Origin of the sequence: Campylobacter sp. CS_NA3, from assembly GCF_027797495.1 — a bacterium.
Taxonomy (GTDB): Bacteria; Campylobacterota; Campylobacteria; order Campylobacterales; family Campylobacteraceae; genus Campylobacter_B.
Map to the genome: position 1 here is coordinate 397,718 of NZ_CP115609.1, position 24,336 is coordinate 422,053.

Genomic DNA, 24,336 nt, shown 5'->3' on the forward strand with positions numbered 1-24,336 from the left:
ATATAAATTTTGGATAAAAAATAACTGAAAAATAACTTTCAGCATATATTTGATATAATGGCGGCGATTAATTAAATTTTTAAGGTTCGTTTATGTTTTCTGAGAAGAAAAAGATTGGGATTATCGGTATGAGTGAGCTTGGGCACAAGCATTTTAGCGAATTACGAAGAAGCGATTTTTTTGAATTAGTAGGAATTTATGATGAAAAAAGTAACGAAAATTTCGGTAAAGTAGAACTTTATAGAGATTTAGAAGAGCTTTTTGATAAAGCTAAACCGCAAGCCGTTGTTATCACAAGTTCGCAAAAAAATCATAAAAATCTTATTTTAAAAGCTTCAAAATATGTTCAAAATATCCTTATAGACGCACCTCTTGCTCTAAATCTTGAAGAAAGTAGAGAGATAAGATATAGCCTTGCCAATAACGATACAAATTTAGCGATTTTTTATAAAAATAGATTTAATGCAACTATAAATTCGCTATTACGGGAGTTTTCAAAAGGCGATCAAATTTATACTATGAATTTCATAAACGGCAAAAATAGTGAAAATAGTTGCGATATAATGCAAAATTTACTTTTAAAAGAGCTTGATTTAGCAAGAATTTTGTGCGGTAGCGATATTTCGTCATTTTCTAGCAAAACCGTAACTGCCCCAAACAGCAAAGAGATAATCGCACTTTCGGCTCTTGGCAAAAGTAAAAATGATATTTTGCTAACTTTTGTTTGTTCAAATGTTTATCCGACATTGCGACATACGATACAAATATCCACAAGTAGCGGTGTTTATATAGCAGATCTTTTAAATTTCACTCTTCATAAAATCGCTCCAAGCGGCAATATAAATCTAAAAGTTGATAATGAAGATTATTGTTGTAGAAACGGATATAAAGAATTTGCCGAATTTTGTAGTGGCGGTATGCTAAAACGCCTTGCAAGCATCGATGAATCCATAAAAATAAGAGAAATTTTACAATGAGTTATGATAATAAAAATTCTAGCCAAAATTCGGCTAAAAAAGTGATTTTGCTTTTGAATATGGGCGGACCAAATGATTTAAGCGAAGTTAGTGTTTTTTTAAAAAATATGTTTAACGATCCTTATATTTTGAGTGTAAAACCGGATTTTTTGCGAAAAATTTTAGCAAATTTAATAACAAAAATGCGAACAAATTCGGCAACGCAAAACTACATCAAACTTGGCGGAAAATCGCCGATTAATAATATTACAAAATCTTTATGTGAAAAAACTAAAAAATTTGCTAACGAGCAAATTTGCGTTGATTTTATTATGAATTACACTCCGCCTTTTGCCGATGAAGTGGTGCAAAAATATGCCAAATTTGATGAGATTTTTTTGCTTCCTTTGTATCCGCATTTTTCGCAAACAACGGTAAAATCGAGTTTAGAAAGCACCGAAATCTCCCTAAAAAAACACGGCATAAAAAATTATAAAATTTTGGATATTTTTTATCAAAACGGGCAATATAATGAGATTATTTTAAATTTAATTAAAGAAAAAATTGCAAATTTAAACAAAGATGAAATTTCGCAGATTTCTTTGATTTTTTCGGCTCACTCGCTTCCGCAAAAAATCATCGATAATGGCGATCCTTACGAAGCGCAAATGAAAGAACACGCGCAAATTTTATCAAATTTGCTCGAACAAAACGGCATTAAATTTAAAGAGATTATCTTAGCGTATCAATCCCGTTTAGGACCTGTAAAGTGGCTTGGACCAAATACGGCAGAAGTTTTGGAAAATTTAATGGGCAAAAAAGCTTTGATTTTTCCGATTGCATTTTGTGTGGATAACTCTGAAACTGACTTCGAGCTTAGCATTTTATATAAAGAGTTAGCACAAGAAAAAGGATTTGAGTATTACGAAGTTTGCCGTTGCCCAAACGATAGCGACGAATTTGCTAAATTTATTTTGGATTATGCAAAATAGAGAGAAAATTTTAAATTCGTTTCAAAAAATTTTTAATCCTTAATCTCGTCTAATTTTTCATCTTTGATGACGACTTTTTCTTCGCTGTTTGGCGTTAGATAGTCGTTTTCTACCAAAATATCAACTACTTTTTTAAAAACAGGCAAGGCGTTTTGTGCGGCATAAAAACTGCCTTGTTTTGGCTCTCTAACAAAAACGCCGATTGTGTAGCTATTTTTTTCATCGTTTGCAAAACCAAAAAACGAGCTATTATACGCTTCAACATAAACGCCTTTTTTGGCGATTCTAGCCGTTCCTGTTTTGCCGCCTACTTCAAGACCTGCTGTTCTAGCTTTTTTTCCTGTTCCTTCCCTGACCGTTTGGATTAAAATTTCTTTCATTATATCTGCTGTTTCTTTGCTTATGACGCTTTTTGCTTCGCTTTGGCTTGTTTTATAAAATTTCCCGTTAAGCTCTAAATTTTGCAAAATTTTTGGTTGAAGCATTATTCCGTCGTTATTAAATACGCTGTAAGCACTTAACATCTGAATAAAAGTGGCTTGAAAGCCGTATCCGTAGCTCAAAACGGCCTTATTTGTCGGATTTGCCAAAGTGCGGGTATTAGGTAAATTTCCCCTTTGCTCGTAAGGCAAATCAATACCTGTTGGTTGTGCTAGTCCAAATTTTAGCAAACCTTCACGCAATAAATTTGCTTCTAAATTTTTTGAAATTTCTATCATGCCGATATTTGAAGAATGCATTATAACTTCTGTTGCGCTCATTGAAGCTGCCGGGTGGGTATCTTTTATGGTTCTACTAGCAAGTTTGTATGCGCCGTTATGCGTGTTTATTATATCTTTTGGTTTGACTTTTCCGGCCTCATAAGCCACAGACCAAACAAGCGGTTTTATGATTGAGCCCGTTTCATAGGCATACTCGGTGGCACTTAAATTCAAATTTGAAAAATCTTTTTTTCTTATTTCGTTTGGATTGTATCTTGCATTGGTTACCAAAGAGAGAATTTGCCCTGTTTTTGAGTTCATTATCCCTACGACAATCTCTTTTGCATCATAGGCTTTGGCGCGTTCATCAACCATTGTTTCTATCGTTTTTTGAAGTCTTAAAGGGATACTGATGTGCAGGTTGTATCCGTCTGTGCGAACGCTTTTTTTGCTAGTTTTTTCTAAAATTATATTTCCGCCGATGTCGCGAGAGCCTTTTATCATCTCGTCATTTACCGGATTTAGGTAGTATTCATAAAATTTTTCCACGCCCTTTACGCCGCTTACTCTTGTGATGCCATTTACTTCATTTTTTTTGATATAACCGATTATCGGGGTTAATGAATTTTCTGCTGAATATGTGCGTTTTTCGCCACTTTGAGTTACGCTCATACGAATCGGCGGATTTGATTTGCCGTTTGGGCTTTTAAAAGATATAAAAACTTTTTTCAAATTTAGTTTTCTTGATAGCTCTTTTAGATGAACGGCAGTTTTGGCATCTATGTTGTATGATAAAACAATCGTTCCTTTTTCATCTTTCATAGCTTCCTTAATACTTGCTTTTACTCTTTTTTCGCTATCGCCTGTGTAAATGCAGTAAAGTTTAACAAAAAGATCAAGTTTATGCTTGTCAATGCTTCTTGAATCGATACTTACTTTATAAAGTTTGGTTGAATTTGATACGATATATTCATCTTGTGTGATGATTGCGCCACGAATTGCGCTGTTTGTTTCGGTTGTATATAGTCGTGGCAGCTTTCTATCGGTATTTGCCCAGTGATACACGGCGCCCAAAAATATAGCTAGCAAAATAGGTGCAAAAATAAAAATAATAAAAACCGAGCTTATTTTAGTATCTTTTTTCTTGTTTTTCATTATTTTATTAAATCCTTAAATTCGCTAAAACCGCTATTTTGTGCCGATAAATTTGCAAAAATTTGCAAGAAAGTATCTCGCGAAATCTCTTTTGCACCCATAAATTTCAAATGATCGTTGAAAACTTGACAATCAATCAAAAAGCCAAATTTATCCAAAACTTCGCAAAGCATGATTAAAGCGACTTTTGAAGCGTTTGGTTTTATACTAATCATACTTTCGCCACAAAAAACTTTTCCAAAAATCAGCCCGTAAAGTCCGCCGATAAGCTCGTCATTTTCATAGACTTCCACGCTATGAGCTATGCCAAGATCGGCTAAATTTGTATAGGCTTCTACGATTTCATCGCTTAGCCACGAGCCTTCTTTTTGGCGTTCAATTTTACATAAATTTATGAAATTTGCAAAATCGTTATCGAATTTTACGCAATATCTGCGTAAAAACGGCTTTATGCTTTTATGAATTTTGATTTCATTTGGAAATAAAACAGCGCGCGGGTTTGGCGACCACCACAAAATGGGCTCTCCTTGCATAAACCAAGGAAAAATTCCCTTTTTATACGCACTTATTAGGCATTCCGTGCTTAAATCTCCGCCCATACAAAGCGGTGCAAAATCGGGTGCGTGGCGTGGGTCAGGGAATTTATATAACATTATTTTTTCATCTTAAAATTTTCAAATTTATCATTTGAATTTTTTAAATTTGAAATTTGTGAATTATTGTTTTTCGAATTTAAATTTATAAATTCAAATTTCAAATTTTCACCATCAAATTCAACATTTACGATGCCACCGTTTTTGAGTTTGCCAAAAAGTATCTCGCTACTTAGGTTGTCTGAAATTTCAGAATTTATCACTCGTTTTAAATTTCTTGCGCCGAATTCGGCACTATAACCTTTTTTTATCAAAAATTCTTTTGCGTTTTTGCTTAAATTTATAGTTATGTTTTCTAGTTTATTTTCCGATTCGCTCACGCTTTTATCCACGATTTTTTCTAAAATTTCGTTATTTAGCGGGTTAAAATTTATGATTTTGTCAAGGCGATTTCTAAATTCTGGTGCAAAAAAGCTTTTGACGGCGTTATCGATTTTATAGCTTTCATCTTTTTGAAAGCCGATTTGTGGGGCTTCTTTGGTGCCTAAATTTGATGTCATTATGATGATTGTATTTTTAAAATCCGCACTTTGCCCTGTGTTGTCGCTTAGAGTCGCGTTATCAAAAATGCCTAAAAATATATTCATCAAATTTTTGTTTGCTTTTTCGATTTCATCAAATAAAATCACGCTATAAGGGTGTTTGCGAACACTATTTGTTAAAATTCCACCATTTTCAAAGCCGACATATCCGGGCGCTGAGCCGATTAGCTTTGAGACGCTGTATTCTTCCATATATTCGCTCATATCGTATCTATCAAAATACACGCCAAGATTTTTTGCTAATACTTTGGCAAGTTCGGTTTTGCCCACACCGCTACTGCCGGTAAATAAAAACACGCCGATTGGGCTGGTGTCGTTTTTAAGTCCTGCATAAGAGCGAAATAACGCTTTGCAAAGGCTTTGCACTGCTTCGTCTTGTCCAAAAATTTCTTTTTTTATGTTGGCTTCTAAATTTAAAAGCAAAGTTTGATTATCTTCATTTTGAGCCAAATTTGAGATATTTGCGATTTCGCCAAGCGTGTTTAAAAGGTCATCTTTGCTAACTTCGACCCGTTTTTCATTTTTTATCCAAAAACTAGCTCCCGTCTCATCAATCAAATCAATCGCGCTATCTGGCAAAAATTTATCGCTAATATAGCGTTTGGCTAAAACCACAGCTTCATGCAAAATTTCATCGCTAAATTTAACGGCGTGAAAATCTTCATAATGCCCCGCAACTCCTTTTAAAATTTCAACACTCTCTTCGATACTAGGCTCGGAAATATCGACTTTTGAAAAGCGTCGCATTAAGGCTTTGTCTTTTTCAAATTTGCGAAATTCGGCGTAAGTGGTTGCGCCTATGCAAGAAATTTCGCCATTTGCAAGAGCTGGTTTTATTATACTAGCTAAATCACTAGCACCGCCTTCGCTATCTCCTAAGCCCATTATGGTGTGAATTTCATCGATAAAAACGATTGCGTTATCTTGATTTTTTAGCCAATCAATCGCAGCTTTTGCTCGCTCTTCAAACATTCCCCTTAGCGTAGTTCCTGCTATGAGCGCTCCCGTATCAAGAGCGTAAATAACCTTGCCTTGCAGTTTTGCCGGGACTTTATTTTCTACTAATTTTAGAGCTAGTCCTTCGACGATAGCCGTTTTTCCTACACCTGCTTCGCCAAGGAGCATAGGATTATTTTTCTTTCTGCGACAAAGTGTTTGAAGCGTTTTTGCCGTCTCTTTTTCGCGTCCGATTAACTTATCAAATTTGCCTTTTTTAGCCTTTTCGTTTAAATTTATCAAATATTCATTTGGATTTATCTCGTTTTGTGCTTCGTTTGTTTGGTTCCAGTCGTCAGATATTTTTTGGGCAAATTCTTGTGCTTCTTCATCGCTAAGTGGCTGTGGAGCGTATAAATATGTTTGTTCGCCTTGCAAGAGTTGTGGAACTCTGTTGTAGCTGATTAAAAAATCTTTTCTAATAATGCCGTTATTTTTAAAAATCATAACATAATCTTCTAGCGACAATTTCCCAAATGGCGAAATATCGACATCGCCGTTTTCACTAGCAAAAACCGTGCGAGAAAGTAAATCAAGCGAACCTAAAACAGACATACTGTCGTTTAAAAATTTTTCTATATTTTCCATATCGTCGCTGAGTGTGGGCTGAAAGTATTTAGACATATATTCGATAAATTCATCAATACTATCAAATTCGTTTCCTTCTAAATCATCGACAAATTTTCCGTTTTCGTTTTTAAATGGGTAGTAATCAGGCGTCCAATCCCCGGCACACATACAAACATAGTCTTTTAAATCTTTTATAATGCCACCAAGCTCCATTTTACCGCTTTCCCAGATGGCATCGACATTTCCTTCTTCGTCGAATTCTTCTTTGACGACCTTTGTAAATTTATTAAAAAAATCATGCACGATTTTGTCATTTTGCAAAATTTCAATAAGTAAATGCCCAAAAATGCAGTATTCGTTTTTATAGCTTTTTGCTAATTTTATGGCGTTAAAAAAGTGATTTTTAAGTGCAATATCAACCATAATTTATTCCTCTTCTAATATGCATTGTAGCGGAAAACCTGCTTCTTTTGCTGCATTTATAACAGCATTTTGCTTTGTTTTTGCGATTTCTTTTATGTAAATTCCAGCAACCCCGCTTCCTGTTTTATGAATTTTAAACATTATATCTACTGCATCTTGAACTGATTTTTCAAAAATTTTAACTAAAATAGCAACGACAAAATCCATCGTCGTAACATCGTCATTTAACAAAATAACCTTATAAAACTTCGGGCGAAACGGCTCTTTTTTGATCTCGGTTTTGATTTGGGTTTTAGTTGCCATTTTGAATCCTATCAAAATCTTTTGTGATAACGGCGGTAGAAACCTGCCCAAGATAGTATTTTACACCTTTTGGATCATTATCATTTATGTCGGTTAAAGTTTGATAAACTCCGTCTTTAAAGACCACTTTAAAGGGAATCGATAAAGCTCTTTTGTAATCAATATCGCTTAGAATTTGCTTTACAATGCGTTCATTTTGGTTTGAATTCGCGATGAAATAATAAGCGTTATATTTTTTTACGAAATTTTCTATTATCTCTTTATCGGTGATATTTTCAAAGTGAATTAGCCCTACAAGCATAAAATTTTCACTATTTTTCATACTAAAATCCATAAGGTGTGGCGCTTCTGCCTTACATGGTTCGCAGTAGGTGCCAAAAATATCAAGCATTAAAATTTTATTACTTCCGTCGAGCTTAAAGCCTTTTTCAGTGCGAACTAGCGTGATTTCATTTCCGACAACGCTTTTTAAAACGATTTTTTCGCCTGATTTAAAAGGCTCAAATTTAGCCGATTCTACGACGCTTTTTTGTTCATCGCCACAACCAGCCACAAAAAAGCTTAAAACAACTGCTAAAATAAATTTAATAAATTTCATATTTTTCCCTTTTAAATATACTTTTTCATCGCACTTCTAGCTTCTCTGTCGGCATCTTTGCGTTTTAAAGCTTCCCTTTTGTCGTGCAAATTTTTACCCTTTGCCAAAGCGATACTTGCTTTTACGATATTTTTATCATTTAGATAAAGCGATAAAACCACGAGTGTAAGCCCTTCTTTGGTTACGCTTCCAAGAAGCTTATCTATTTGTTTTCGGTGCATTAAAAGTTTTCTCGCAGCCCGTTCATTTGGGCGAAAGTGTGAATTTGTCGTCTCCAAATAGCTAATGTGCGCATTTAGCAAAAAAAGCTCACCTTTAATCACACGGCAAAAGCTATCTTTTAAATTCGCTCTTCCGGCGCGAAGCGACTTTACTTCGCTACCTTTTAGCACGATTCCTGCTTCAAATTTTTCTAAAATCGTAAAATCGTGATAAGCTTTTTTATTTCTAGCTAACTCTTTCATTTTGCCACCTTAAAACACGAACTTCCGCTTCCACTTAAAAACTCGTCTTTGCAAATTTGCAAATTTGGATACAAGCTCAAACACGGACGAAGCAGGTCGTTTAACTCATAATTTTCAAACTCGTTTAGAATATCGCAACTTTTTAAATTTAAAAGCGAATTTGCAAATTTTGTATCGAATTTTAAGAAATTTGCCCTAAATTCGCCATAAACTTTTGCCGTATCGCAAGAGATATTTTTAAGCACAAGCTTAAAATTTGGAACTTTATCATCAAATTCAGTGATTTTTTCGCCGATTCCTGCGACATTTGCAGCTTTAAATTCGCTTAAAAAAAACGGCACATCCGCACCGATTTTAGCTCCGATTTGTAGCAAATTTTGGCTGTTTATTTTTAAATTTGCTTCTTCGTTTATCATTTTTAAAAAGGTAGCCCCGTTTGAGCTACCGCCACCTAAACCGCCACCCATAGGGATATTTTTTTCTAAATTCACAAAATGGTTTGCAAAAAATTCTTTTAACTCGTTTTTAAAACCTGCTTCGCAAAGTTTGTCATAGGCTTTTTCGATGATATTTTTGCCTTTTATCTCTTTATTTGAGCGAATTTGCAAACTCTCATCGCCGTTAAATTTAACAAATTCAATCTCATCATAAATATTTTCTAACAAAACAAAACGAGAAGCCAGTTCGTGGTAGTTCTGGCGAAGTCCTGTGATTTTTAAAAATACATTTATCTTTGCAAAACTTTTCAAATTTTAACCTTGTTTAAAAGATATTTTACGCCACTTTCGTCAAATTCTAAAATAGCAAATTCATTTTCCAAATGCACGATATAGCGTCCAAATTCGCTAAATTTAAAATCGTGCGAATTTAATTTTTTGCCAAATTTTATATCGCTAATTTCGCCGTTATAAAAATTTTCTTTCAAATTTAGATAAATAAGCGGATTTAAGGCTTTTTCGTTTTGGAATTTAAACTCGCCTTCACTTAGTCTTTCTAGTGCCGAAAGTGTGGCTTTTACGCCTAAATTTTTGGCCAAAGTTTGCCCAAAAGAGCGGATATATCCGCCTTCGCTAACGGCGATTTCAAAAGTCAAAAACGGGTGTGCGTAGCTTAAAATTTTACACGAAAAAACCTGCATTTTTTGCGTTTTTAGCTCGAATTCCACGCCGTTTCGTGCCATTTCATAAGCTCTTTTTCCGTTAATTTTTTTAGCACTAAATTTTGGCGGTGTGTAGGTTATCTCGCCAACTAAATTTGAAATTTGTTCTTTTAAAAAACTCTCGTCAAATTTGCTTAAAACTTCCACATTATCGATATTTTCGTTATCTCCGCTAATGCAACTTGCCCCCAACCACAAAGTCGCCCTATAAACTTTTGGCTCTTTTTTAAAAAAGCGAAAGAAACGCGTAAAACTTCCAAAAGCCACAACCAAAACGCCACTTGCAAAAGGATCAAGTGTGCCGCTAAAACCGGCACTTTTAACGCCGTATTTGCGTTTTAATTTTCCTAAGAAGTGATTTGAACTAATACCGCTTGGCTTATATGCGACAAAAAGTCTATTTGAATTTTCGCCCAAATTTGCCGAATTTTTCGAATTTGCTAAATTTACAGAATTTTCGCCATCCAAAACAACGCCCCTTAAACGGCTTTGGAAACAAAATTTGACATAATCTCGCGTTCGATTCCGCCAAAATTTATTTTTAGCTTCTGCTCGTTTCGCACCTTGGTAACGCTTATGACGCGTCCGATACCAAAAAGCTTATGTTTGATTAAATCGCCTTTTTTGTATTCGCTTTTGCTTTGGATAACCAAAGCACCGTCACTCACGCCGATTTCGTTTAAAAATCTACTTTTTTCAAGCCGTTCTCTTTTACCTTTGTAAAATCTGCTTTCTACTCTGCTTAAACTTAGGCTTTTTTTGGCTCTTGTAAGTGCTACATACGCCAATCTGCGTTCTTCTTCTATGTCGGTGCCGTCTCCGATGAGTGGGAAAAAGCCCTCTTCAAGTCCGATGACAAAAAGGTGTTCAAACTCCAAGCCTTTACTCGCATGAACGCTCATTATGGAGATACTTTCGCCGCTTATGCCGTCTTGTTCGCTAAGTAGCGTGGTTTCGTTTAAAAACTCTTCCAAATCAAAATTTTCTTTATTTAAAGCTTCGTCTTTTAAAAGTGCGTAAAATTCGTTAAGGTTTGCGATTCTTTCGCTTCCGTCAGGCAAACTTTCGTAATAATCTTTCAAGCCAAAAGCCTTGTCAAATTCGTTTAAAATATTATAAATTCCGTCCATTTGCCTAGTTTCTTTTAACGAATTTGCAAATTTTAAAAGCTCAGCGTGGCTTTTTTTGCTAATATCGCCGCTACTTAGCAAATTTATGGCACTAACTAGGCTGATTTTGTTATCATAGGCGATTTTTTCGAGTTTAGCTAGACCTACCTTACCTAAGCCCCTTTTTGGGCGATTTATAATGCGACGAAGTGAAAAATCGTCATTTTCGTTTAATATTAGACGCAAATATGCGATCGCATCTTTGATTTCGGCTCGTTCGTAGAATTTTACTCCGCCGACCATTTTGTATGGAATTTTGGCTTTATTTAGTCCTTCTTCGATACTGCGTGAGAGTGCATTTACGCGGTATAAAATGGCGATTTCGCTAGGATTTACACCTTGCGAGATAAGAAGCTGAATTTTGGCTGAAATTTTATTTGCTTCGTAAGTTTCATCGCCTGATTCCATTAGCTCTATCTCGTCGCCGTCGCCTTTAACGCTTTTTAGATTTTTACCTAAGCGATTTCGGTTGTGATCGATTAGCTCGTTTGCGGCGGCTAAAATTTGAGTTGTCGAGCGATAATTTTCTTCAAGGCGAATTACCTTTACGCTTTCAAACTGATCTTTGAAATTTAAGATATTTTCCACTTTTGCACCACGCCAACCATAAATACTTTGATCATCATCGCCAACAACGACCAAATTTTCGTGGCATTTACAAAGAAGTTTTAAAATTTTAAACTGAATATCGTTTGTGTCTTGATATTCATCGACCGTGATATATTGATAACGGCGTGAAACTTCATCGCATAAAGCTTCATTTTTTTCTAAAATTTTATAGGTTAAAACAAGTAAATCATCAAAATCGACTAGATTATTTGTTTTTAAATACTCTTCATATTTTTTGTAAATTTCAGCCGTTTTTAGGTAAAAACCTTGCGAAATTTTGCCGATTTCTTCTGCGATTAAATTTGCATTTTGCAAGACATCTTCGTAATCTAGGAGCGAATTTTTGTATTTTGAGATTTCATTTGCGAGTGTGGAAGTAGGCAAATCGCTCTCAAATGACTTTATAATGCGTTTTTTATCGTCCGTATCGATGACAGAGAAGTTATTTTTGCGACCAAGTTCGTTAATGTGAAATTTTAAAAATAAAAGCCCAAATTTGTGAAATGTGCATAAAAGCGGCGTTGTGCTAAGGTTTAAATTTTTTATCAAATTTAAGGCTCTTTGACGCATTTCGTTTGCGGCTTTATTTGTAAAAGTGAGCGTCAAAGTCGAAGCCGGATCAATGCCGTTTGCTAGTAAATATGCAAGGCGAGTTGTGATGGTTTTGGTTTTTCCGCTACCGGCTCCTGCTAAAATCAGCATCGCTCCGTCTATGTGCGTGGCGGCTTTTTTTTGACTAGGATTTAAATCGTTTAAAATTTCCATGTTCTCTCTTTGGCAAAATTTAAAGCTAGATTTTACCAAAATGGTTATAAAAATTTGATTAACAGTGGAAAAGTAGCCTAAAATAGGGTATTTTATTACTGAGAGTTTTTTTTAAAGCAAAAACAACAAAAAATTCAATTCGAAAATTTGCGTTAGCAAATTTTTTCATAAAAATTCGCAAATTTAAAAAAGCAACGCTTTTTAAATTTGCCACGATAGAGCGTGCAGGGTATGGGGGTTGTTAAGGGGGAAAGGGGCGCTTCGCAAGTCAGCCCCTTTCCCCCTTAAAAGCAATTTATAAAAATGATTAAATTTTTAAATTTGTTTGCAATTCAATTAAATTTTTAAATTTGCGAATTTTTTATTATTTACTAAAGATATTTTTCGATTTTTCTCTTTTCATTTTTTCGGTATCAGGGATACTAAAATTTATTAAAATCGGCATATTTTCAAGTGTTATTTGAATTATCGCAAAAAGCGGAATACTAACGGTTGAAGGAAAATTTTCTTCGCCAAAACCTGCTTCAAAGCAAAGTGTGTTATTTTCGATTTTTGCACTTTGAAGCGTGTAATTTGCAAGTTCAAATAAAATCACTTCACTTTTAAAATTTTGGGTTATGTGCTTTGGCAGGGCAGGGTTAAATTCGGTGTATTTCAAATTTGATAAAATGCCAAATTCAACGCCTTTTTCAAACAAAAAATTTATGCACTCATTGATATTTTTTATCATCATTTTATTAAAATTTTCATCTTTTAAAATCAAATCTTTCATAATTTAATCCTTTAAAAATTCATCTACAAGAGCGCGAATTTCATATATGCCGATTTGCCAAAATTCGCTGTTTTCGATGTCTAAGCCAAATTTGGCTACCATTTTTTTTGGTTCCATACTTCCGCCAAGGCTTAAAAATTCAGTATAAATTTGCACGAAATTTTCGCATTTTCCGCTTTTATAAAGCCCGTATAAAGCCAAAACCAAAAGCTGAGCGTATCCGTAAGAGTAGCAGTAAAACGGGCTATGTATGAAATGCGGTATATAGCTCCACCAAATTTTGTAATAATCGTTTAAAATGAGCTTTCCGTCAAACATTTTTGCCGATTCTTCTAACCAAATTTGATTTATTTCGTCTGTCGATAGCTCGTCTTTTGCGGCGTGAATTCGGCGTTCAAAGGTTGTGAAATTTATCTGGCGATAAAGTGTGGCAAAAATGTCTTCTATTTTGGCTGCTAACATTGGTTTTAAATCGCCGCCGCCGTTTTTTCGCATATAATCAAAAACTAACATTTCACAAAAAACAGAAGCCGTCTCAGCCGTCGTTAGCGGCGTAAATGAGTTAAAAAATCCCGCTTCGTAGGCTAAATACTGATGAATCGCATGTCCTAGCTCGTGAGCGAGAGTAAAAACATCTCTACGCCTTGAAGTGAAATTTAAAAGCACAAACGGGTGCGTGTCGCTACTAGCTGAGTGCGAAAAAGCCCCGCTTTGCTTATGTTCTGCCGGAAAAACATCGATCCAATTTTGGCTAAAAGCTTTTGTGGCGATTTCGCCAAATTTAGGGCTAAACTCATAAAATGCTTTTAGCACGATTTCCTTTGCTTCATCAAAACTAAACTCGCTATTATCGGCATTTAACGGAGCGTATCTATCATAATCATAAAGTTTTTCGTAACCTAAAATTTCTCGCTTTTTCTCATAAAATTTGCCGACAATGTCAAAATTCTGTTCGGTTGCCTTAATCAACGCATCGACGCTGGATTTTGAAATTTGGTTATTTTGGTGCATTATCTCTTCGCCAAGCTCGTAATTTCGCAGTTCGCACGAAATTCGCAAATCGGTTTTAATCATATTGTAAATAAATCCAAGCAAATGCAGATTTTTTTCAAGCGTAGCACTTAGGCTAAGAGCTGCTTTTTTACGCACTTCACGATCGCTGTCGTGGAGTTTGCTTAAAATTTGCTCTTCGCTTAAAAACTCGCCGTCAAATTCAAATTTTAAATTTGCCATAGTTTCATCAAATAGCCTTGAAAAGGCACTTCCGCTTACAGGTGAAGTTTTTAGCAAAATTCGTTCTTCTAAAAAACTTAGCTGGTGAGATTTTTGTTTTTTAAGTTGTGTTAAATAATACTCAAATTTGTGCGAATTTGCGATAAATTCGTCTTGTTTTGCACTTTCAAGCTCATTAAATTCAAGTTCAAAAAATAGCAAATTTTCTGAAATTTCGTTGCAAAGAAGTTCGATTTTGGCTAAATTTGCCCCTTTTGTCGTATTTACGGCAAAATCCAAATGCGTAAAAGATAAAATTTTTGAAATTTGCTCGTTGATTTTTTCGTAAGTTTTTAGGCTTTGCAAAAATTCGTCTGCATTTAAATTTGCTAGTTTGCCCTTGAATTTAGCGTTAAATTCGATACTTTGTTTTTTTGTTTTTTCGCAAAATTCGTTAAATTCTGCTTCATTTTTAAAAAATTCATTTAAATTCCAAGTCATAAATTTCCTTTAAAAATTTTTTCGTAAGTGTAGCAAAAAATATTAAAACGCAGTTAAATTTTGCTATTGCAGTCATTTTTATGGATTAATCATTATTGTAAGCTGTTTTTTAAGGGGGAAAGGGGCTGACTTGCGAAGCACCCCTTTCCCCCTTAACAACCCCCATACCCTGCACGCTTCTATCGTGGCAAATTTAGAAAAAAGTTTGCAACTTTTTTCTAAATTTGATTTTACAATAAAATTTGCTAACGCAAATTTTTGGGTCGGATTGTTTTATTCTTTGATTGCGATATATACACCAAATATTAAATCGAAAAAGGCTATTAGCATAATTATTAGGACTAAAATTTCCTTATTTTCCATAGGCTATATTTTTCCTATTTCTTCTATTTTTTTACGAATTTTAATATTTATAATAAAGAAAATAATTGAAAGTAACAATTCAACAATAATACACACATATAATTCATTTATACTTAATCCATCGTATTTTGTCATAGCAAGAGCAGTTATCCCAAAAATGCAAATTATTATCATAAGCAAACAATATTTTAGAATGTCTATTTGCATTTTTAGGATATATAATTTCAAAATTTAAGCCTTTTTGAGTTTCTTGAAAATTTCTACTCCATCGAGCTTCTCCCACGGATAGCTCGGATTTCCTACTTGTCCTAGTGCTGCAACATTTGCGTAAAGAAAAGTTTCACTACTTGGCTTATCAAGATTAAATTTATTGATTATCCATTTTGGCGTAAGAGCGAAATTTTCCATTACGAAATTTGATAGCATTTCATCGTCGATTCCGTCGGCGTAAGTGCCCATAGTATCGACACTCACAGAAGTTGGCTTTGCAACGCCTATTGCATAGCTTAGCTGAACTACGCATTTTTTCGCTAGTCCTGCTGCGACTATATTTTTAGCTATCCAACGCCCCGCATAAAGCCCAGAGCGATCTACCTTTGTGTAGTCTTTGCTTGATTGTGCGCCGCCGCCGATCGGAGAGTATCCACCAAAACTATCTACGATTAGTTTGCGTCCGGTTAAACCGCTATCGTGCAGTGAGCTGTGATTTACATAGCGACCTGTCGGATTGATATAAATTATCGTTTTTTCTTTGTTGTATAAATTTGCAGGAAGTCCTGCTTCATCGATTAATCTGCCGATTAAAGCACGAACTGTATTTATATCCATGCTCTCCACACAAGGTGCGCTAACTACGATAGTGTGTATGCTTTGTGGGAGACAATTTTCGAAGTTGTCTTTCGTGCCGTAATCAATCGTAACTTGCGTTTTAATATCCACGCCAAGTTCGTGCGGATTTGCCTTAGCGTAGGCATAAACTTTATCGCAAAGAAGCCTTGCGTAAGTAATGGCTGCTGGCATTAAATTTTCGCATTCCGAGCTTGCAAAACCAAACATTATACCTTGATCACCTGCGCCGATTTCGCCGCTTTCTTGATCTACGCCTTGATTGATGTCGGGGCTTTGTTGATTTACAAAAACATCGACTTGTAAGTCTTGCGGGTGCAAACACTGCTCTCTTGTGAAATATGGATTGTCAAAATAGCCAATCTCGGCGAGTGCGTTTTTGACGATATGGCGATAATCATCATGCGTAAAATCTACTTTGGCATTGACTTCGCCGCCGATGACGATGTGTTTTCCTGCTACGAAAACTTCTGTGGCAACTCTGCCGTTTGAATCTTGCATTAAAATTTTATCGACTATGCTATCTGCGATAATATCGGCACATTTATCAGGGTGACCGGGACTCACAACTTCGCTTGTAAATAAATACATAAATTTTTCCTTTGTTTTTTAAAAATTCTTTGCAATTTTAGCATTTAACTTTTAAATTCGGATAAAATTTAAAAGCAAATTTTAAAAATTTAATGTCAAATTTAAATAAAACTTTAACCAAATTTTGATATATTTCAAACCGAATTTTTTCTAAATAAGGACACATTATGAATATGAAAAAAATGTTCGATAGTTATAAGGATAAAAGCCTTATAATGCGTATTATCGTCGGTTTGGTTTTAGGCGCTATTCTTGGCGTTGTGGCACAAGGTGCTAGTAGTTCGTTTTTAAACGCCCTTGTAGGTTTTGCAGGGCTTTTAGGAAATCTATTTGTAGGTGCGTTAAAAGCCGTCGCGCCGATTTTAGTTTTTATCTTAATTTTAAGTGCGATTATAAATAAAGAATTTAGTTCAGGTGCAACAGGACTTAAAAAAGTAGTTGTTTTATATATCGTAGGAACTCTTTTAGCTTCTGCTACGGGCGTTGCGTTTAGTTTTATGTTTCCGACAGAACTTGCACTTAGTGGTATCGAAGGGGCAGATAGACCTGCGCCTGTGAGCGTTTTGGTTGTGCTTAAAGATTTGCTTTTTAAAATCGTTGATAATCCTTTAAATGCGATTGTAAATGGCAATTATATCGGCATTATTGCTTGGGCTGTGGGACTTGGAGTTACATTAAGATATGCAAAAGGCGAAACAAAAAAATTCTTTGGCGATATAAGCGAAGCACTTACAAAAATCGTGCAATTTATAATCCAACTTGCTCCGTTTGGAATTTTTGGTTTGGTTACTACTACCGTGTATGAAACAGGCTTACAAGCCCTAGCGGGATACGCTAGAATCGTAGTTGTTTTGGTTGCTGCTATGGCTTTTGTAGCTCTTGTTATAAATCCGCTCATAGTATTTGTAATGACAAAGAAAAATCCTTATCCATTGGTTTTAACCTGCCTTAAAGAAAGTGGAATTACGGCATTTTTCACTAGAAGTTCGGCTGCAAATATACCTGTAAATTTAAACCTTTGCAAAAAACTAGGCATTAATGAAGAGCTTTATCCGATTTCTATACCTTTGGGTGCGACTATAAACATGGGTGGGGCTGCGGTTGTTATCGCTATAATGGCACTAGCTGCTGCAAATACTCTTGGTATTACGCCTGATTTTGGAACGGCACTTTTGCTTTGTGTTGTAGGAGCATTAGGAGCTTGTGGGGCTAGTGGAGTGCCCGGCGGTTCGCTTTTGCTTATTCCGTTAGCGTGTGGGCTTTTTGGAATTTCAAATGATATTGCTATGCAAGTTGTTGCGATTGGCTTTATTATCGGTGTAATTCAAGATTCAGTCGAAACTGCGATAAATAGCTCAACCGATGTTGTTTTTAGTGCTGTTGCGTCAGGGGTTAGCGAACCGAATTTAGAAAAATAAAAAGAGCCTAGTTTTCGCACTAAATCGCAACGATAATAAATTTATGCGAATTTGGTGCGAAATCGTCGGTATTTGATTGGCAAATTTAAGTTGAATTTATGAATATAATTTTTTAAATTTAGTTTGAAATATTAAGGAATTTTATGAATATTGCGATTGCTACGGATAATTTTAAGCCATCGGGCGGAATGGAACGCTATGTTTTTGATTTGGTGCAGGGTTTTTTAGCCAAACAAATCACGCCAAGCGTTTTTAGTATGAAAATTTCGCCTGAATTTGCCAAGTTGTGTCCTACGCATAAAATTTCACAATTTCCAATTTCGCAACTAAGATATGCTGTTTTTAATGCTATTTTGCAAAAAAAATTACCAAAAAATCATAAATTAATCGCCACGAGTTTAGTTGATAATGCAGATATTTTATTTTGTGGCGGAAATCATTTAGGCTTTTTAAAAGGCACTAAGCGAAGGGCTACGATAAAAGATAAAATGACGATTAAACGCGGATTTTCTGCTTATAAAAGTGCAAAAAAAATCGTCGCTCACTCGCAAAAAATGGCAGATGAGTTGGTAGAATTTTATGGCGTAGAAAAGGATAAAATTTTTACGATTTACCCACCTGTGGATACTGAAAAATTTTATCCAATGTCAGATGAAAAACGAGCAGAATTGCGTAAAAAATTTGGCTTTAAAGATAATGAAAATATACTGCTTTTTCCGTCAGGAGATCATCAAAGAAAAGGTTTGCCATTTATTTTAGAAGCTGTTAAAATCGCCAATTTAAAGCTAAATTACAAGATAAAAATCGCTGTTTGTGGAAATAAAAAAGTGCAAAATGATAGCGTTATAAATTTGGGCTTTATAAAAAATATGCCAGATCTTTACAATGCTGTTGATTTTTCTATTTTAGCTTCTCTTTATGAGCCTTTTGGGTTAGTTGGTGTTGAAAGCATTTTGTGTGGAACAAAAATTATTTTTGCAAATAGCTGTGGTTGTTGCGAGATTATTAAAGATAGCGATGGTCTGTTTTTTGATAAAAATAATTTAGAAAGCCTTATAAATTCGCTTATCTTAGCCGATAAAATGAAATCAAGTAATCAACATAAAATCAATAACCCGCAAGAATATATTGCATATAATCCAAAACTTGCTTATCATATCGATGAGTTATTAAAATTATTAGACTAATTTTTACCGTGTTTTAGCTCATAAAACCGTGCGTATTTTGTCATCGTATAAAGATAATGATTTACCGATAAAATCCAGCCGATTTTGCCGTCTAAAAATCCTAGTTGAATAACATAAACCTTAAAAAACGCCCAAATAGGACGGATAATAATATCTCTAAAAAAATTAACCGATTTGTTTTCATCTTTATATCTAATAGCTGATAATTTAGTATATTTATCAAATTTACGCCAATATGCGTCCCAATCATCGTAAGTATAGTGAAGCATATAATTTTTGAGATTTTGCTCAGGGTATGGATAATGTAGTTTTGGATGAACTTGCCCTGTGAGATAAAAATCTTTTTTTGGTAAAAGTCTAGTTACGAAATCTGGGTGCAATACTCCAAAACGCACTATTTTGCGATTAAAGTGATTAAGGCGTTTTATGCGATAAGCGATTAATTCATCGCTTTGAAGCTTTTGCTTAATTTCTTGCGCGAGTTCTGGCGTGATTCTTTCATCAGCATCTATCAGTAAAACCCAATCATGCGTAGCTTTTTCGATAGAGAAATTTTGTTGCGCACTCCAATCGCCGTTCATTGCTCTTTGAAATACTTTTGCACCCAAAGAAGTGGCTATTTCTACGGTTTTATCAGTAGAATAATCATCAATCACAATGATTTCATCGGAAAATTCAACGCTTTTTATGCACTCTTTGATATTTTTTTCTTCATTTTTTGCGACAATCAAAGTAGATAATTTATTCATTTTAGTCCTTTTTTACTACTTTGTTTATTTACTTACAAACCGACTTATCCATACTAAACTGAAAATATTTATTGCCGTTTCGAAGTTCAAAATTATAGTTAAATGTAGCTCCTGCATTTAGTAAATCTCGGCTCATTTCAGAAGCACAAAGCGAATTTTTGACATTTGTTTTAATGTCATTTAAAAATTTATCCTTGTGATCTTTTTTAAATTTGCTAAGCACAAAATCTTCATCATCGTTTAAAATATAATAATATTTTAGAATATTTCCCTTAGAAGTGGCTCTATCAAAAATAGTTACAAAATCCAAGCGTTGTGGCAGTGTCGAATTTGTCGCCATTGCGAGTTGAGCAAGTGCGATATGGATATTTTCAGGAGTTATCGGAACACTTTGTGTGGCATTGGTTTGATTTTGGTTATTATTTATGGTTACGGTTTGGCTAGGTGTTTGTGCCAACAAAAGTATTGCTCCGATACACAAAACTGAGATTACCTTTTTCATTATTTAATCCTTAAAATAAAAATTTGACTTCAAATTCTATCTGAATTTAGCTAATGCTTTGCTTATCCAAAACTCTTTTGGCGTGATTATTTCGCTTTTGCTTCCATTTACAGCGTGATATATCGTAGCTCCGCTAAGCGTGGCGTAGTATCGTATCAAAAGTCTTTGCAAATTTGGTTCATTTGACGGGACAAACCAGCCGTTATTTGAAATAGCTACCACGATTTTTGGAGCGTTTTTGTAAATTTCCGGTCTTGTGGCTTCGTAGCAAATCGCATTTACGATTTTTACGCCGTCAATTTCATATTCGCTGTAATTTTGTGCCTTTGAAAAATCCTTTGCACCACCTAAAAATGTGTTATTTATAACATCTTTTGCGAAATTTGGAAGCGGAACTTCTTCGCCAAAAGGAACTAAAATAAATTTATCAAATCTTTGCATTTCTCCGTTTTTAAAAAGATACGCCGAGTTATAAAATTCGCCATTTTCTTGGGCTTCTGAGCCAAGCAAAATAGTGATTTGCTTGGATTTTTCTTTTAGATGATTTATCAAATTTGGTTGCAAATTTAACCTTAGCGCAAACGCGCTTTCCGGGAAGATTATAAATTTTTTATTTTCGGCTATGGCTGTGTCGATTTTTTCTAAATTTGCATTTATTTGCGAAAATATTTTTTCTTGTTGCCAAACATCGTGTTGTGAAATTTGCGAATTTACGATTTCGGTTTCAAAAGGCAAAAAATTTGGCTCATTTTGCGAAAACTGCAAACCAAAAATCAAAAATATAAAAAAGAAAGCTTTTTTATAATATTCCAAATGATAATATGCCAAAATTCCTGCCATTACGGCGATTAACGCCCGTAAATTCGGCTCAAAAATGCCGTAAGAAAAAATCAAATTTAAATTTAGCCAGTTAAACGAAAACGGGTGGATAAAATTTATAAAAATCAACAAAAATGCTTTTAAAAATTTATTATCGCTGATAGCACAAATTCGAAATAAAATTCCGTAAAAAAATGCAATTCCTAAAATTTCAAACGGAATTAGATAGCTTAAATCAAAATAAATAAGGCTAAAACTTATCCAGTAAAACCAAAATAATCCTACAAAAAATCCGCACCAAAAAAACACCTGTTTAGTTTCTTTTATCAACAAAAAAAGTCCATAAATAGCCACAAACGGCGAGATAAATTCTAAAAATAAATTTGGCGCAAACGATACAAAAATAAAATTTGATAAAAAAAACGCACAACAAAAGCCTTTATTTATATAATTTAAGGTAAAATACTCATTTGTTAAATTTTTTACAAAGGATTTATATGGAACAAAGTGCTTTTGGAACATTACTACCCCTTATCGTTATGATTGCGATTTTTTATTTTTTACTTATAAGACCGCAACAAAAACAAGCAAAAGAGCATAAAGCTATGGTCGATGCACTTGCAAAAGGCGATGTTATAGTTACCAACGGTGGCTTAAAATGCACGGTTGTAAAATCAAACGATGATTTTATCACAGTTAAGCTTAATGATGAGACTTTGGTCGAGCTAGATAAAAGATTTGTGGCTAGAAAATTAGATGCGTAGTAAAATTTCATTTAAACTTATTGCTTTTATTATCGCAGCAGCGTTTGGGCTTATATTTTCTGCGCCGTCACTTTTTCAGAGCGAAAGCGGAAGCAAGATAAATTTAGGACTTGACTTACAAGGTGGTCTTCACATGCTACTTGAAGTCGAAAGCGACGAAGCGATTGCTTCTAAAATCAAATCGATTGCTTCAAGTGTGAATTATTCGGCAAAAAAAGATGATTTGTTTGTAGAAAAATTTAGAATAGAAAAAAATCACTTCGAATTTAGCATACTTGACCCTGATGAGGCGCCTAAATTTGACGCTATTTTAAATGCGATTCCTGGAATTGAGATAAAAAAAGATGCTCAAAAATACATGGTAAATTTAACAGCCGAAGAAGAAGCTTCAACAAAAGAGTATGCCATTTCTCAGGCAGTTGAGACCATTAGAAACCGTCTTGATCAGTTTGGTTTAGCAGAGCCAACCGTGGCTAGGCAGGGAAAAGAGTATATTTTGGTTGAGCTTCCGGGCGTTAAAAGTCAAGAAGATGAGCAAAGAGCCAAAGATTTGATTGCAAAGGCTGCTCATTTGCAACTTATGGCACTTGATGAGGTTAGACAAGATAGGGCTCAGATTATGAGTGAAGCCGAAGCTAAAAGCTACGGCGATGTTATTTACCCTGATGTAAAACAGCCTGAATTTAAGTATTTAATCAATGAAATTCCGGTGCTTGATGGAAGTATGCTAATCGACGCAAAGGTTGCATTTGATCCAAATACAAATCAACCAATAATAAATTTCACGCTAAATTCAGAAGGTGCGAAAATTTTTGGCGATTTTACAGGCGAAAATGTCGGCAAACGCCTTGCTATCGTGCTTGACGGACAGGTTTATTCTGCTCCAAGAATAAATGAGCGAATCGGTGGTGGAAGCGGACAAATCAGCGGTGGATTTAGCATAAATGAAGCCCACGATGTGGCTATTGCTCTAAGAAGTGGAGCATTACTAGCGCCTGTAAAAATGTCAGAAACTAGAAGCATAGGACCAAGCCTAGGACAAGATAGTATCGACAAAAGTATGAAAGCTTTGATTGCTTCTGCTATTGCGATACTTATTTTTATGGTATTTTACTACGGTATGGCGGGTGTTTTTGCGGATTTAGCTCTAATCGTAAATATTTTGTTTTTGATAGCTTGTATGGCTTTGTTTGGGGCGACCTTGACCCTGCCCGGTATGGCTGGTATTGTCTTAACCGTCGGTATGGCAGTCGATGCAAATGTTATTATAAATGAGCGGATTAGGGAAGTTTTGCGAACGGGCGCTAGTATAAAGCAGAGTATCCAAAAAGGCTATGATAACGCTATGAGCGCTATTATCGATGCAAACATAACAACACTTATAACTTCGGCGGCACTCTATGCTTACGGAACAGGTCCTGTTAAAGGCTTTGCCGTAACTATGAGTATCGGCATTATCGCTTCGATGATAACGGCGATTTTAGGCACACACGGAATGTTTGAACTTTTTGTAGATAAAATCGAAAAGAGCAAAAATACGCCGTTTTGGTTTGGTTATAAAGTAAGAAAGGGCAAATAATGCAAATTTTTGATAAAGATAAAATTTATGAATTTATGAAATTTAGGTATATTGCATTTGCCGTTTCGCTTATTTTGGTGGTTGGTTCTTTGTTTTTGTTTTTTTACAAAGGGTTTAATTACGGCATTGATTTTAGCGGCGGAACGCTTATTCAGGTTAAATACGACCAAAAAGCACCGCTTGATGTAATTAGGGCTAAATTTAATGAAACGGGCAAATTTACGGGCGTAAATGTAACCGAATTTGGAAGCGATAGCGAAGTTACGATTAGATATTCTAGTGCAACTAGTTCGCTTGGCGAAAGCCCGGGGCTAATGGCACAAGAGATTTTAAAAGGCACCGGAAATTTTGAAATTCGAAAAGTCGATATCGTCGGTCCAAAAGTCGGCGACGAACTTCGTCAAAAGGGCATTATGGCAGTAACTATTTCATTTATTTTGATTTTGATTTATATCGCTGTTCGCTTTGAGTGGAGATTTGCCTTAGCTGCTATTGTCTCCGAATTCCACGATATTATCATTGCGGTTGGAGCTATAATCTTATTTCAAGTCGATTTTAACCTTGAAATTTTAGCCGCACTTCTTACGATTTTGGGTTATTCGCTAAATGATACCATTGTTGTTTTCGATAGAATTCGAGAAGGCGTTCGCACTTCAAAGGCAACCGAAGTCGCAAAAGTAATAGACGAATCTATCTCACATACGCTTTCAAGGACACTTCTTACATCTTTTACAACCTTACTTGTTGTAATAATTTTATTTGTTTGGGGTGGCGAGATGATACATGGATTTAGCCTTGTTATGCTTGTTGGCGTAATAGTAGGAACTTATAGTTCTATTTTTATTGCTGCACCACTGCTAATTTTCTTTAAATTTGATGTTGTAAAATATAGAAATTTCTTAGCCGAAAAACAAAGACGAGCAAGAGAAAAAGAAAAAATTCGCGCTATGTATGAAAAAGGCGCAGTGTAAGGAGTTT

General features: G+C 35.0%; 22 protein-coding genes. 7 read left to right on the plus strand and 15 right to left on the minus strand.

Translation table 11 applies throughout. The features are described 5' to 3' along the window. The first annotated feature begins 92 nt into the window (after positions 1–92). On the plus strand, positions 93–977 hold the full coding sequence (locus tag PF026_RS02110; RefSeq protein ID WP_270863370.1) for a Gfo/Idh/MocA family oxidoreductase: 885 nt from the start codon (positions 93–95) through the stop codon (positions 975–977). Beyond that, entirely contained in the window at positions 974–1,948 is a 975-nt protein-coding gene (gene hemH, locus PF026_RS02115) for a ferrochelatase (protein WP_270870355.1), read from the plus strand. The genes PF026_RS02110 and hemH overlap by 4 nt, the downstream gene beginning before the upstream one ends. A 32-nt stretch (positions 1,949–1,980) precedes the next feature. On the opposite strand, the gene PF026_RS02120 is transcribed toward hemH, so the two are convergent. The 12 genes from PF026_RS02120 to metK all read right to left on the minus strand — a co-directional run bounded on the left by PF026_RS02120 (position 1,981) and on the right by metK (position 16,340). Beyond that, positions 1,981–3,804: a peptidoglycan D,D-transpeptidase FtsI family protein gene (locus PF026_RS02120; protein ID WP_270870354.1), complete on the minus strand. Its 1,824-nt coding sequence runs from the start codon at positions 3,802–3,804 to the stop codon at positions 1,981–1,983. After that, entirely contained in the window at positions 3,804–4,457 is a 654-nt protein-coding gene (aat, locus tag PF026_RS02125) for a leucyl/phenylalanyl-tRNA--protein transferase (RefSeq protein ID WP_270863373.1), read from the minus strand. Before aat ends, PF026_RS02120 begins: the two co-directional genes overlap by 1 nt. Further along, positions 4,457–6,988: an AAA family ATPase gene (locus PF026_RS02130; protein WP_270863374.1), complete on the minus strand. Its 2,532-nt coding sequence runs from the start codon at positions 6,986–6,988 to the stop codon at positions 4,457–4,459. Before PF026_RS02130 ends, aat begins: the two co-directional genes overlap by 1 nt. A gap of 3 nt (positions 6,989–6,991) precedes the next feature. Then, positions 6,992–7,291, minus strand: a complete 300-nt coding sequence (locus PF026_RS02135; protein WP_270860366.1) for an ATP-dependent Clp protease adaptor ClpS — start codon at positions 7,289–7,291, stop codon at positions 6,992–6,994. Next, positions 7,281–7,889 (minus strand): TlpA family protein disulfide reductase, encoded by a 609-nt coding sequence (locus tag PF026_RS02140; RefSeq protein ID WP_270863375.1) that lies wholly within the window; start codon positions 7,887–7,889, stop codon positions 7,281–7,283. The genes PF026_RS02135 and PF026_RS02140 overlap by 11 nt, the downstream gene beginning before the upstream one ends. Before the next feature lie 11 nt (positions 7,890–7,900). Continuing rightward, a complete protein-coding gene (gene smpB / locus PF026_RS02145) occupies positions 7,901–8,353 on the minus strand; it encodes an SsrA-binding protein SmpB (protein WP_270863376.1) in 453 nt (150 codons plus the stop codon). Beyond that, the gene (locus PF026_RS02150; RefSeq protein ID WP_270863377.1) at positions 8,350–9,102 is read right to left on the minus strand and encodes a 4-(cytidine 5'-diphospho)-2-C-methyl-D-erythritol kinase; all 753 of its coding nucleotides are present in this window, start codon (positions 9,100–9,102) and stop codon (positions 8,350–8,352) included. The genes smpB and PF026_RS02150 overlap by 4 nt, the downstream gene beginning before the upstream one ends. Beyond that, the gene (gene truB / locus PF026_RS02155) at positions 9,099–9,929 is read right to left on the minus strand and encodes a tRNA pseudouridine(55) synthase TruB (protein WP_270863454.1); all 831 of its coding nucleotides are present in this window, start codon (positions 9,927–9,929) and stop codon (positions 9,099–9,101) included. The genes PF026_RS02150 and truB overlap by 4 nt, the downstream gene beginning before the upstream one ends. A gap of 62 nt (positions 9,930–9,991) precedes the next feature. Continuing rightward, positions 9,992–12,055, minus strand: a complete 2,064-nt coding sequence (locus PF026_RS02160) for an ATP-dependent helicase (protein ID WP_270863378.1) — start codon at positions 12,053–12,055, stop codon at positions 9,992–9,994. 364 nt (positions 12,056–12,419) lie between these two features. Next, a complete protein-coding gene (locus PF026_RS02165) occupies positions 12,420–12,827 on the minus strand; it encodes a hypothetical protein (RefSeq protein ID WP_270863379.1) in 408 nt (135 codons plus the stop codon). Positions 12,828–12,830: 3 nt separating this feature from the next. After that, positions 12,831–14,540: a M3 family oligoendopeptidase gene (locus tag PF026_RS02170; protein ID WP_270863380.1), complete on the minus strand. Its 1,710-nt coding sequence runs from the start codon at positions 14,538–14,540 to the stop codon at positions 12,831–12,833. A gap of 594 nt (positions 14,541–15,134) precedes the next feature. Then, on the minus strand, positions 15,135–16,340 hold the full coding sequence (metK, locus tag PF026_RS02175) for a methionine adenosyltransferase (RefSeq protein ID WP_270863381.1): 1,206 nt from the start codon (positions 16,338–16,340) through the stop codon (positions 15,135–15,137). Positions 16,341–16,507: 167 nt separating this feature from the next. On the opposite strand from metK, the gene sstT reads away from it, so the two are divergent. Next, complete coding sequence (gene sstT, locus PF026_RS02180; RefSeq protein WP_270863382.1) at positions 16,508–17,758, plus strand: serine/threonine transporter SstT; 1,251 nt, start codon at positions 16,508–16,510, stop codon at positions 17,756–17,758. A gap of 143 nt (positions 17,759–17,901) precedes the next feature. Next, complete coding sequence (locus tag PF026_RS02185) at positions 17,902–18,945, plus strand: glycosyltransferase family 4 protein (RefSeq protein WP_270863383.1); 1,044 nt, start codon at positions 17,902–17,904, stop codon at positions 18,943–18,945. Here the strand turns inward: PF026_RS02185 and PF026_RS02190 are convergent. The 3 genes from PF026_RS02190 to PF026_RS02200 are packed head-to-tail and all read right to left on the minus strand — an operon-like array spanning position 18,942 to position 21,537. Then, positions 18,942–19,694, minus strand: coding sequence for a glycosyltransferase family 2 protein (locus PF026_RS02190; RefSeq protein WP_270863384.1), 753 nt, complete (start codon positions 19,692–19,694; stop codon positions 18,942–18,944). The genes PF026_RS02185 and PF026_RS02190 overlap by 4 nt on opposite strands. 28 nt (positions 19,695–19,722) lie before the next feature. Continuing rightward, a complete protein-coding gene (locus tag PF026_RS02195) occupies positions 19,723–20,196 on the minus strand; it encodes a hypothetical protein (protein WP_270863385.1) in 474 nt (157 codons plus the stop codon). Positions 20,197–20,232: 36 nt separating this feature from the next. Next, the gene (locus PF026_RS02200) at positions 20,233–21,537 is read right to left on the minus strand and encodes an apolipoprotein N-acyltransferase (RefSeq protein ID WP_270863386.1); all 1,305 of its coding nucleotides are present in this window, start codon (positions 21,535–21,537) and stop codon (positions 20,233–20,235) included. On the opposite strand from PF026_RS02200, the gene yajC reads away from it, so the two are divergent. From yajC to secF, 3 genes are read left to right on the plus strand one after another with little or no spacing between them, the layout of a single operon-like run. Then, positions 21,513–21,779 carry a preprotein translocase subunit YajC gene (yajC, locus tag PF026_RS02205; RefSeq protein ID WP_270860352.1) on the plus strand — a complete coding sequence of 89 codons (267 nt, stop codon included), beginning with the start codon at positions 21,513–21,515 and terminating at the stop codon, positions 21,777–21,779. The two genes, PF026_RS02200 and yajC, sit on opposite strands and share 25 nt — an antisense overlap. Continuing rightward, on the plus strand, positions 21,772–23,358 hold the full coding sequence (gene secD, locus PF026_RS02210) for a protein translocase subunit SecD (protein ID WP_270863387.1): 1,587 nt from the start codon (positions 21,772–21,774) through the stop codon (positions 23,356–23,358). Before yajC ends, secD begins: the two co-directional genes overlap by 8 nt. Beyond that, positions 23,358–24,329 (plus strand): protein translocase subunit SecF, encoded by a 972-nt coding sequence (gene secF, locus PF026_RS02215; protein ID WP_270863388.1) that lies wholly within the window; start codon positions 23,358–23,360, stop codon positions 24,327–24,329. The genes secD and secF overlap by 1 nt, the downstream gene beginning before the upstream one ends. Positions 24,330–24,336: the final 7 nt, after the last annotated feature.

Bases quoted from the DNA above. Each gene is read 5' to 3' on its own strand.
- PF026_RS02110 (WP_270863370.1), top strand. From the start codon at position 93: ATGTTTTCTGAGAAGAAAAAGATTGGGATTATCGGTATGAGTGAGCTT.
- hemH (WP_270870355.1), top strand. From the start codon at position 974: ATGAGTTATGATAATAAAAATTCTAGCCAAAATTCGGCTAAAAAAGTG.
- PF026_RS02120 (WP_270870354.1), bottom strand. From the start codon at position 3,804: ATGAAAAACAAGAAAAAAGATACTAAAATAAGCTCGGTTTTTATTATT.
- aat (WP_270863373.1), bottom strand. From the start codon at position 4,457: ATGTTATATAAATTCCCTGACCCACGCCACGCACCCGATTTTGCACCG.
- PF026_RS02130 (WP_270863374.1), bottom strand. From the start codon at position 6,988: ATGGTTGATATTGCACTTAAAAATCACTTTTTTAACGCCATAAAATTA.
- PF026_RS02135 (WP_270860366.1), bottom strand. From the start codon at position 7,291: ATGGCAACTAAAACCCAAATCAAAACCGAGATCAAAAAAGAGCCGTTT.
- PF026_RS02140 (WP_270863375.1), bottom strand. From the start codon at position 7,889: ATGAAATTTATTAAATTTATTTTAGCAGTTGTTTTAAGCTTTTTTGTG.
- smpB (WP_270863376.1), bottom strand. From the start codon at position 8,353: ATGAAAGAGTTAGCTAGAAATAAAAAAGCTTATCACGATTTTACGATT.
- PF026_RS02160 (WP_270863378.1), bottom strand. From the start codon at position 12,055: ATGGAAATTTTAAACGATTTAAATCCTAGTCAAAAAAAAGCCGCCACG.
- PF026_RS02165 (WP_270863379.1), bottom strand. From the start codon at position 12,827: ATGAAAGATTTGATTTTAAAAGATGAAAATTTTAATAAAATGATGATA.
- PF026_RS02170 (WP_270863380.1), bottom strand. From the start codon at position 14,540: ATGACTTGGAATTTAAATGAATTTTTTAAAAATGAAGCAGAATTTAAC.
- metK (WP_270863381.1), bottom strand. From the start codon at position 16,340: ATGTATTTATTTACAAGCGAAGTTGTGAGTCCCGGTCACCCTGATAAA.
- sstT (WP_270863382.1), top strand. From the start codon at position 16,508: ATGAATATGAAAAAAATGTTCGATAGTTATAAGGATAAAAGCCTTATA.
- PF026_RS02185 (WP_270863383.1), top strand. From the start codon at position 17,902: ATGAATATTGCGATTGCTACGGATAATTTTAAGCCATCGGGCGGAATG.
- PF026_RS02190 (WP_270863384.1), bottom strand. From the start codon at position 19,694: ATGAATAAATTATCTACTTTGATTGTCGCAAAAAATGAAGAAAAAAAT.
- PF026_RS02195 (WP_270863385.1), bottom strand. From the start codon at position 20,196: ATGAAAAAGGTAATCTCAGTTTTGTGTATCGGAGCAATACTTTTGTTG.
- yajC (WP_270860352.1), top strand. From the start codon at position 21,513: ATGGAACAAAGTGCTTTTGGAACATTACTACCCCTTATCGTTATGATT.
- PF026_RS02200 (WP_270863386.1), bottom strand. From the start codon at position 21,537: ATGTTCCAAAAGCACTTTGTTCCATATAAATCCTTTGTAAAAAATTTA.
- secD (WP_270863387.1), top strand. From the start codon at position 21,772: ATGCGTAGTAAAATTTCATTTAAACTTATTGCTTTTATTATCGCAGCA.
- secF (WP_270863388.1), top strand. From the start codon at position 23,358: ATGCAAATTTTTGATAAAGATAAAATTTATGAATTTATGAAATTTAGG.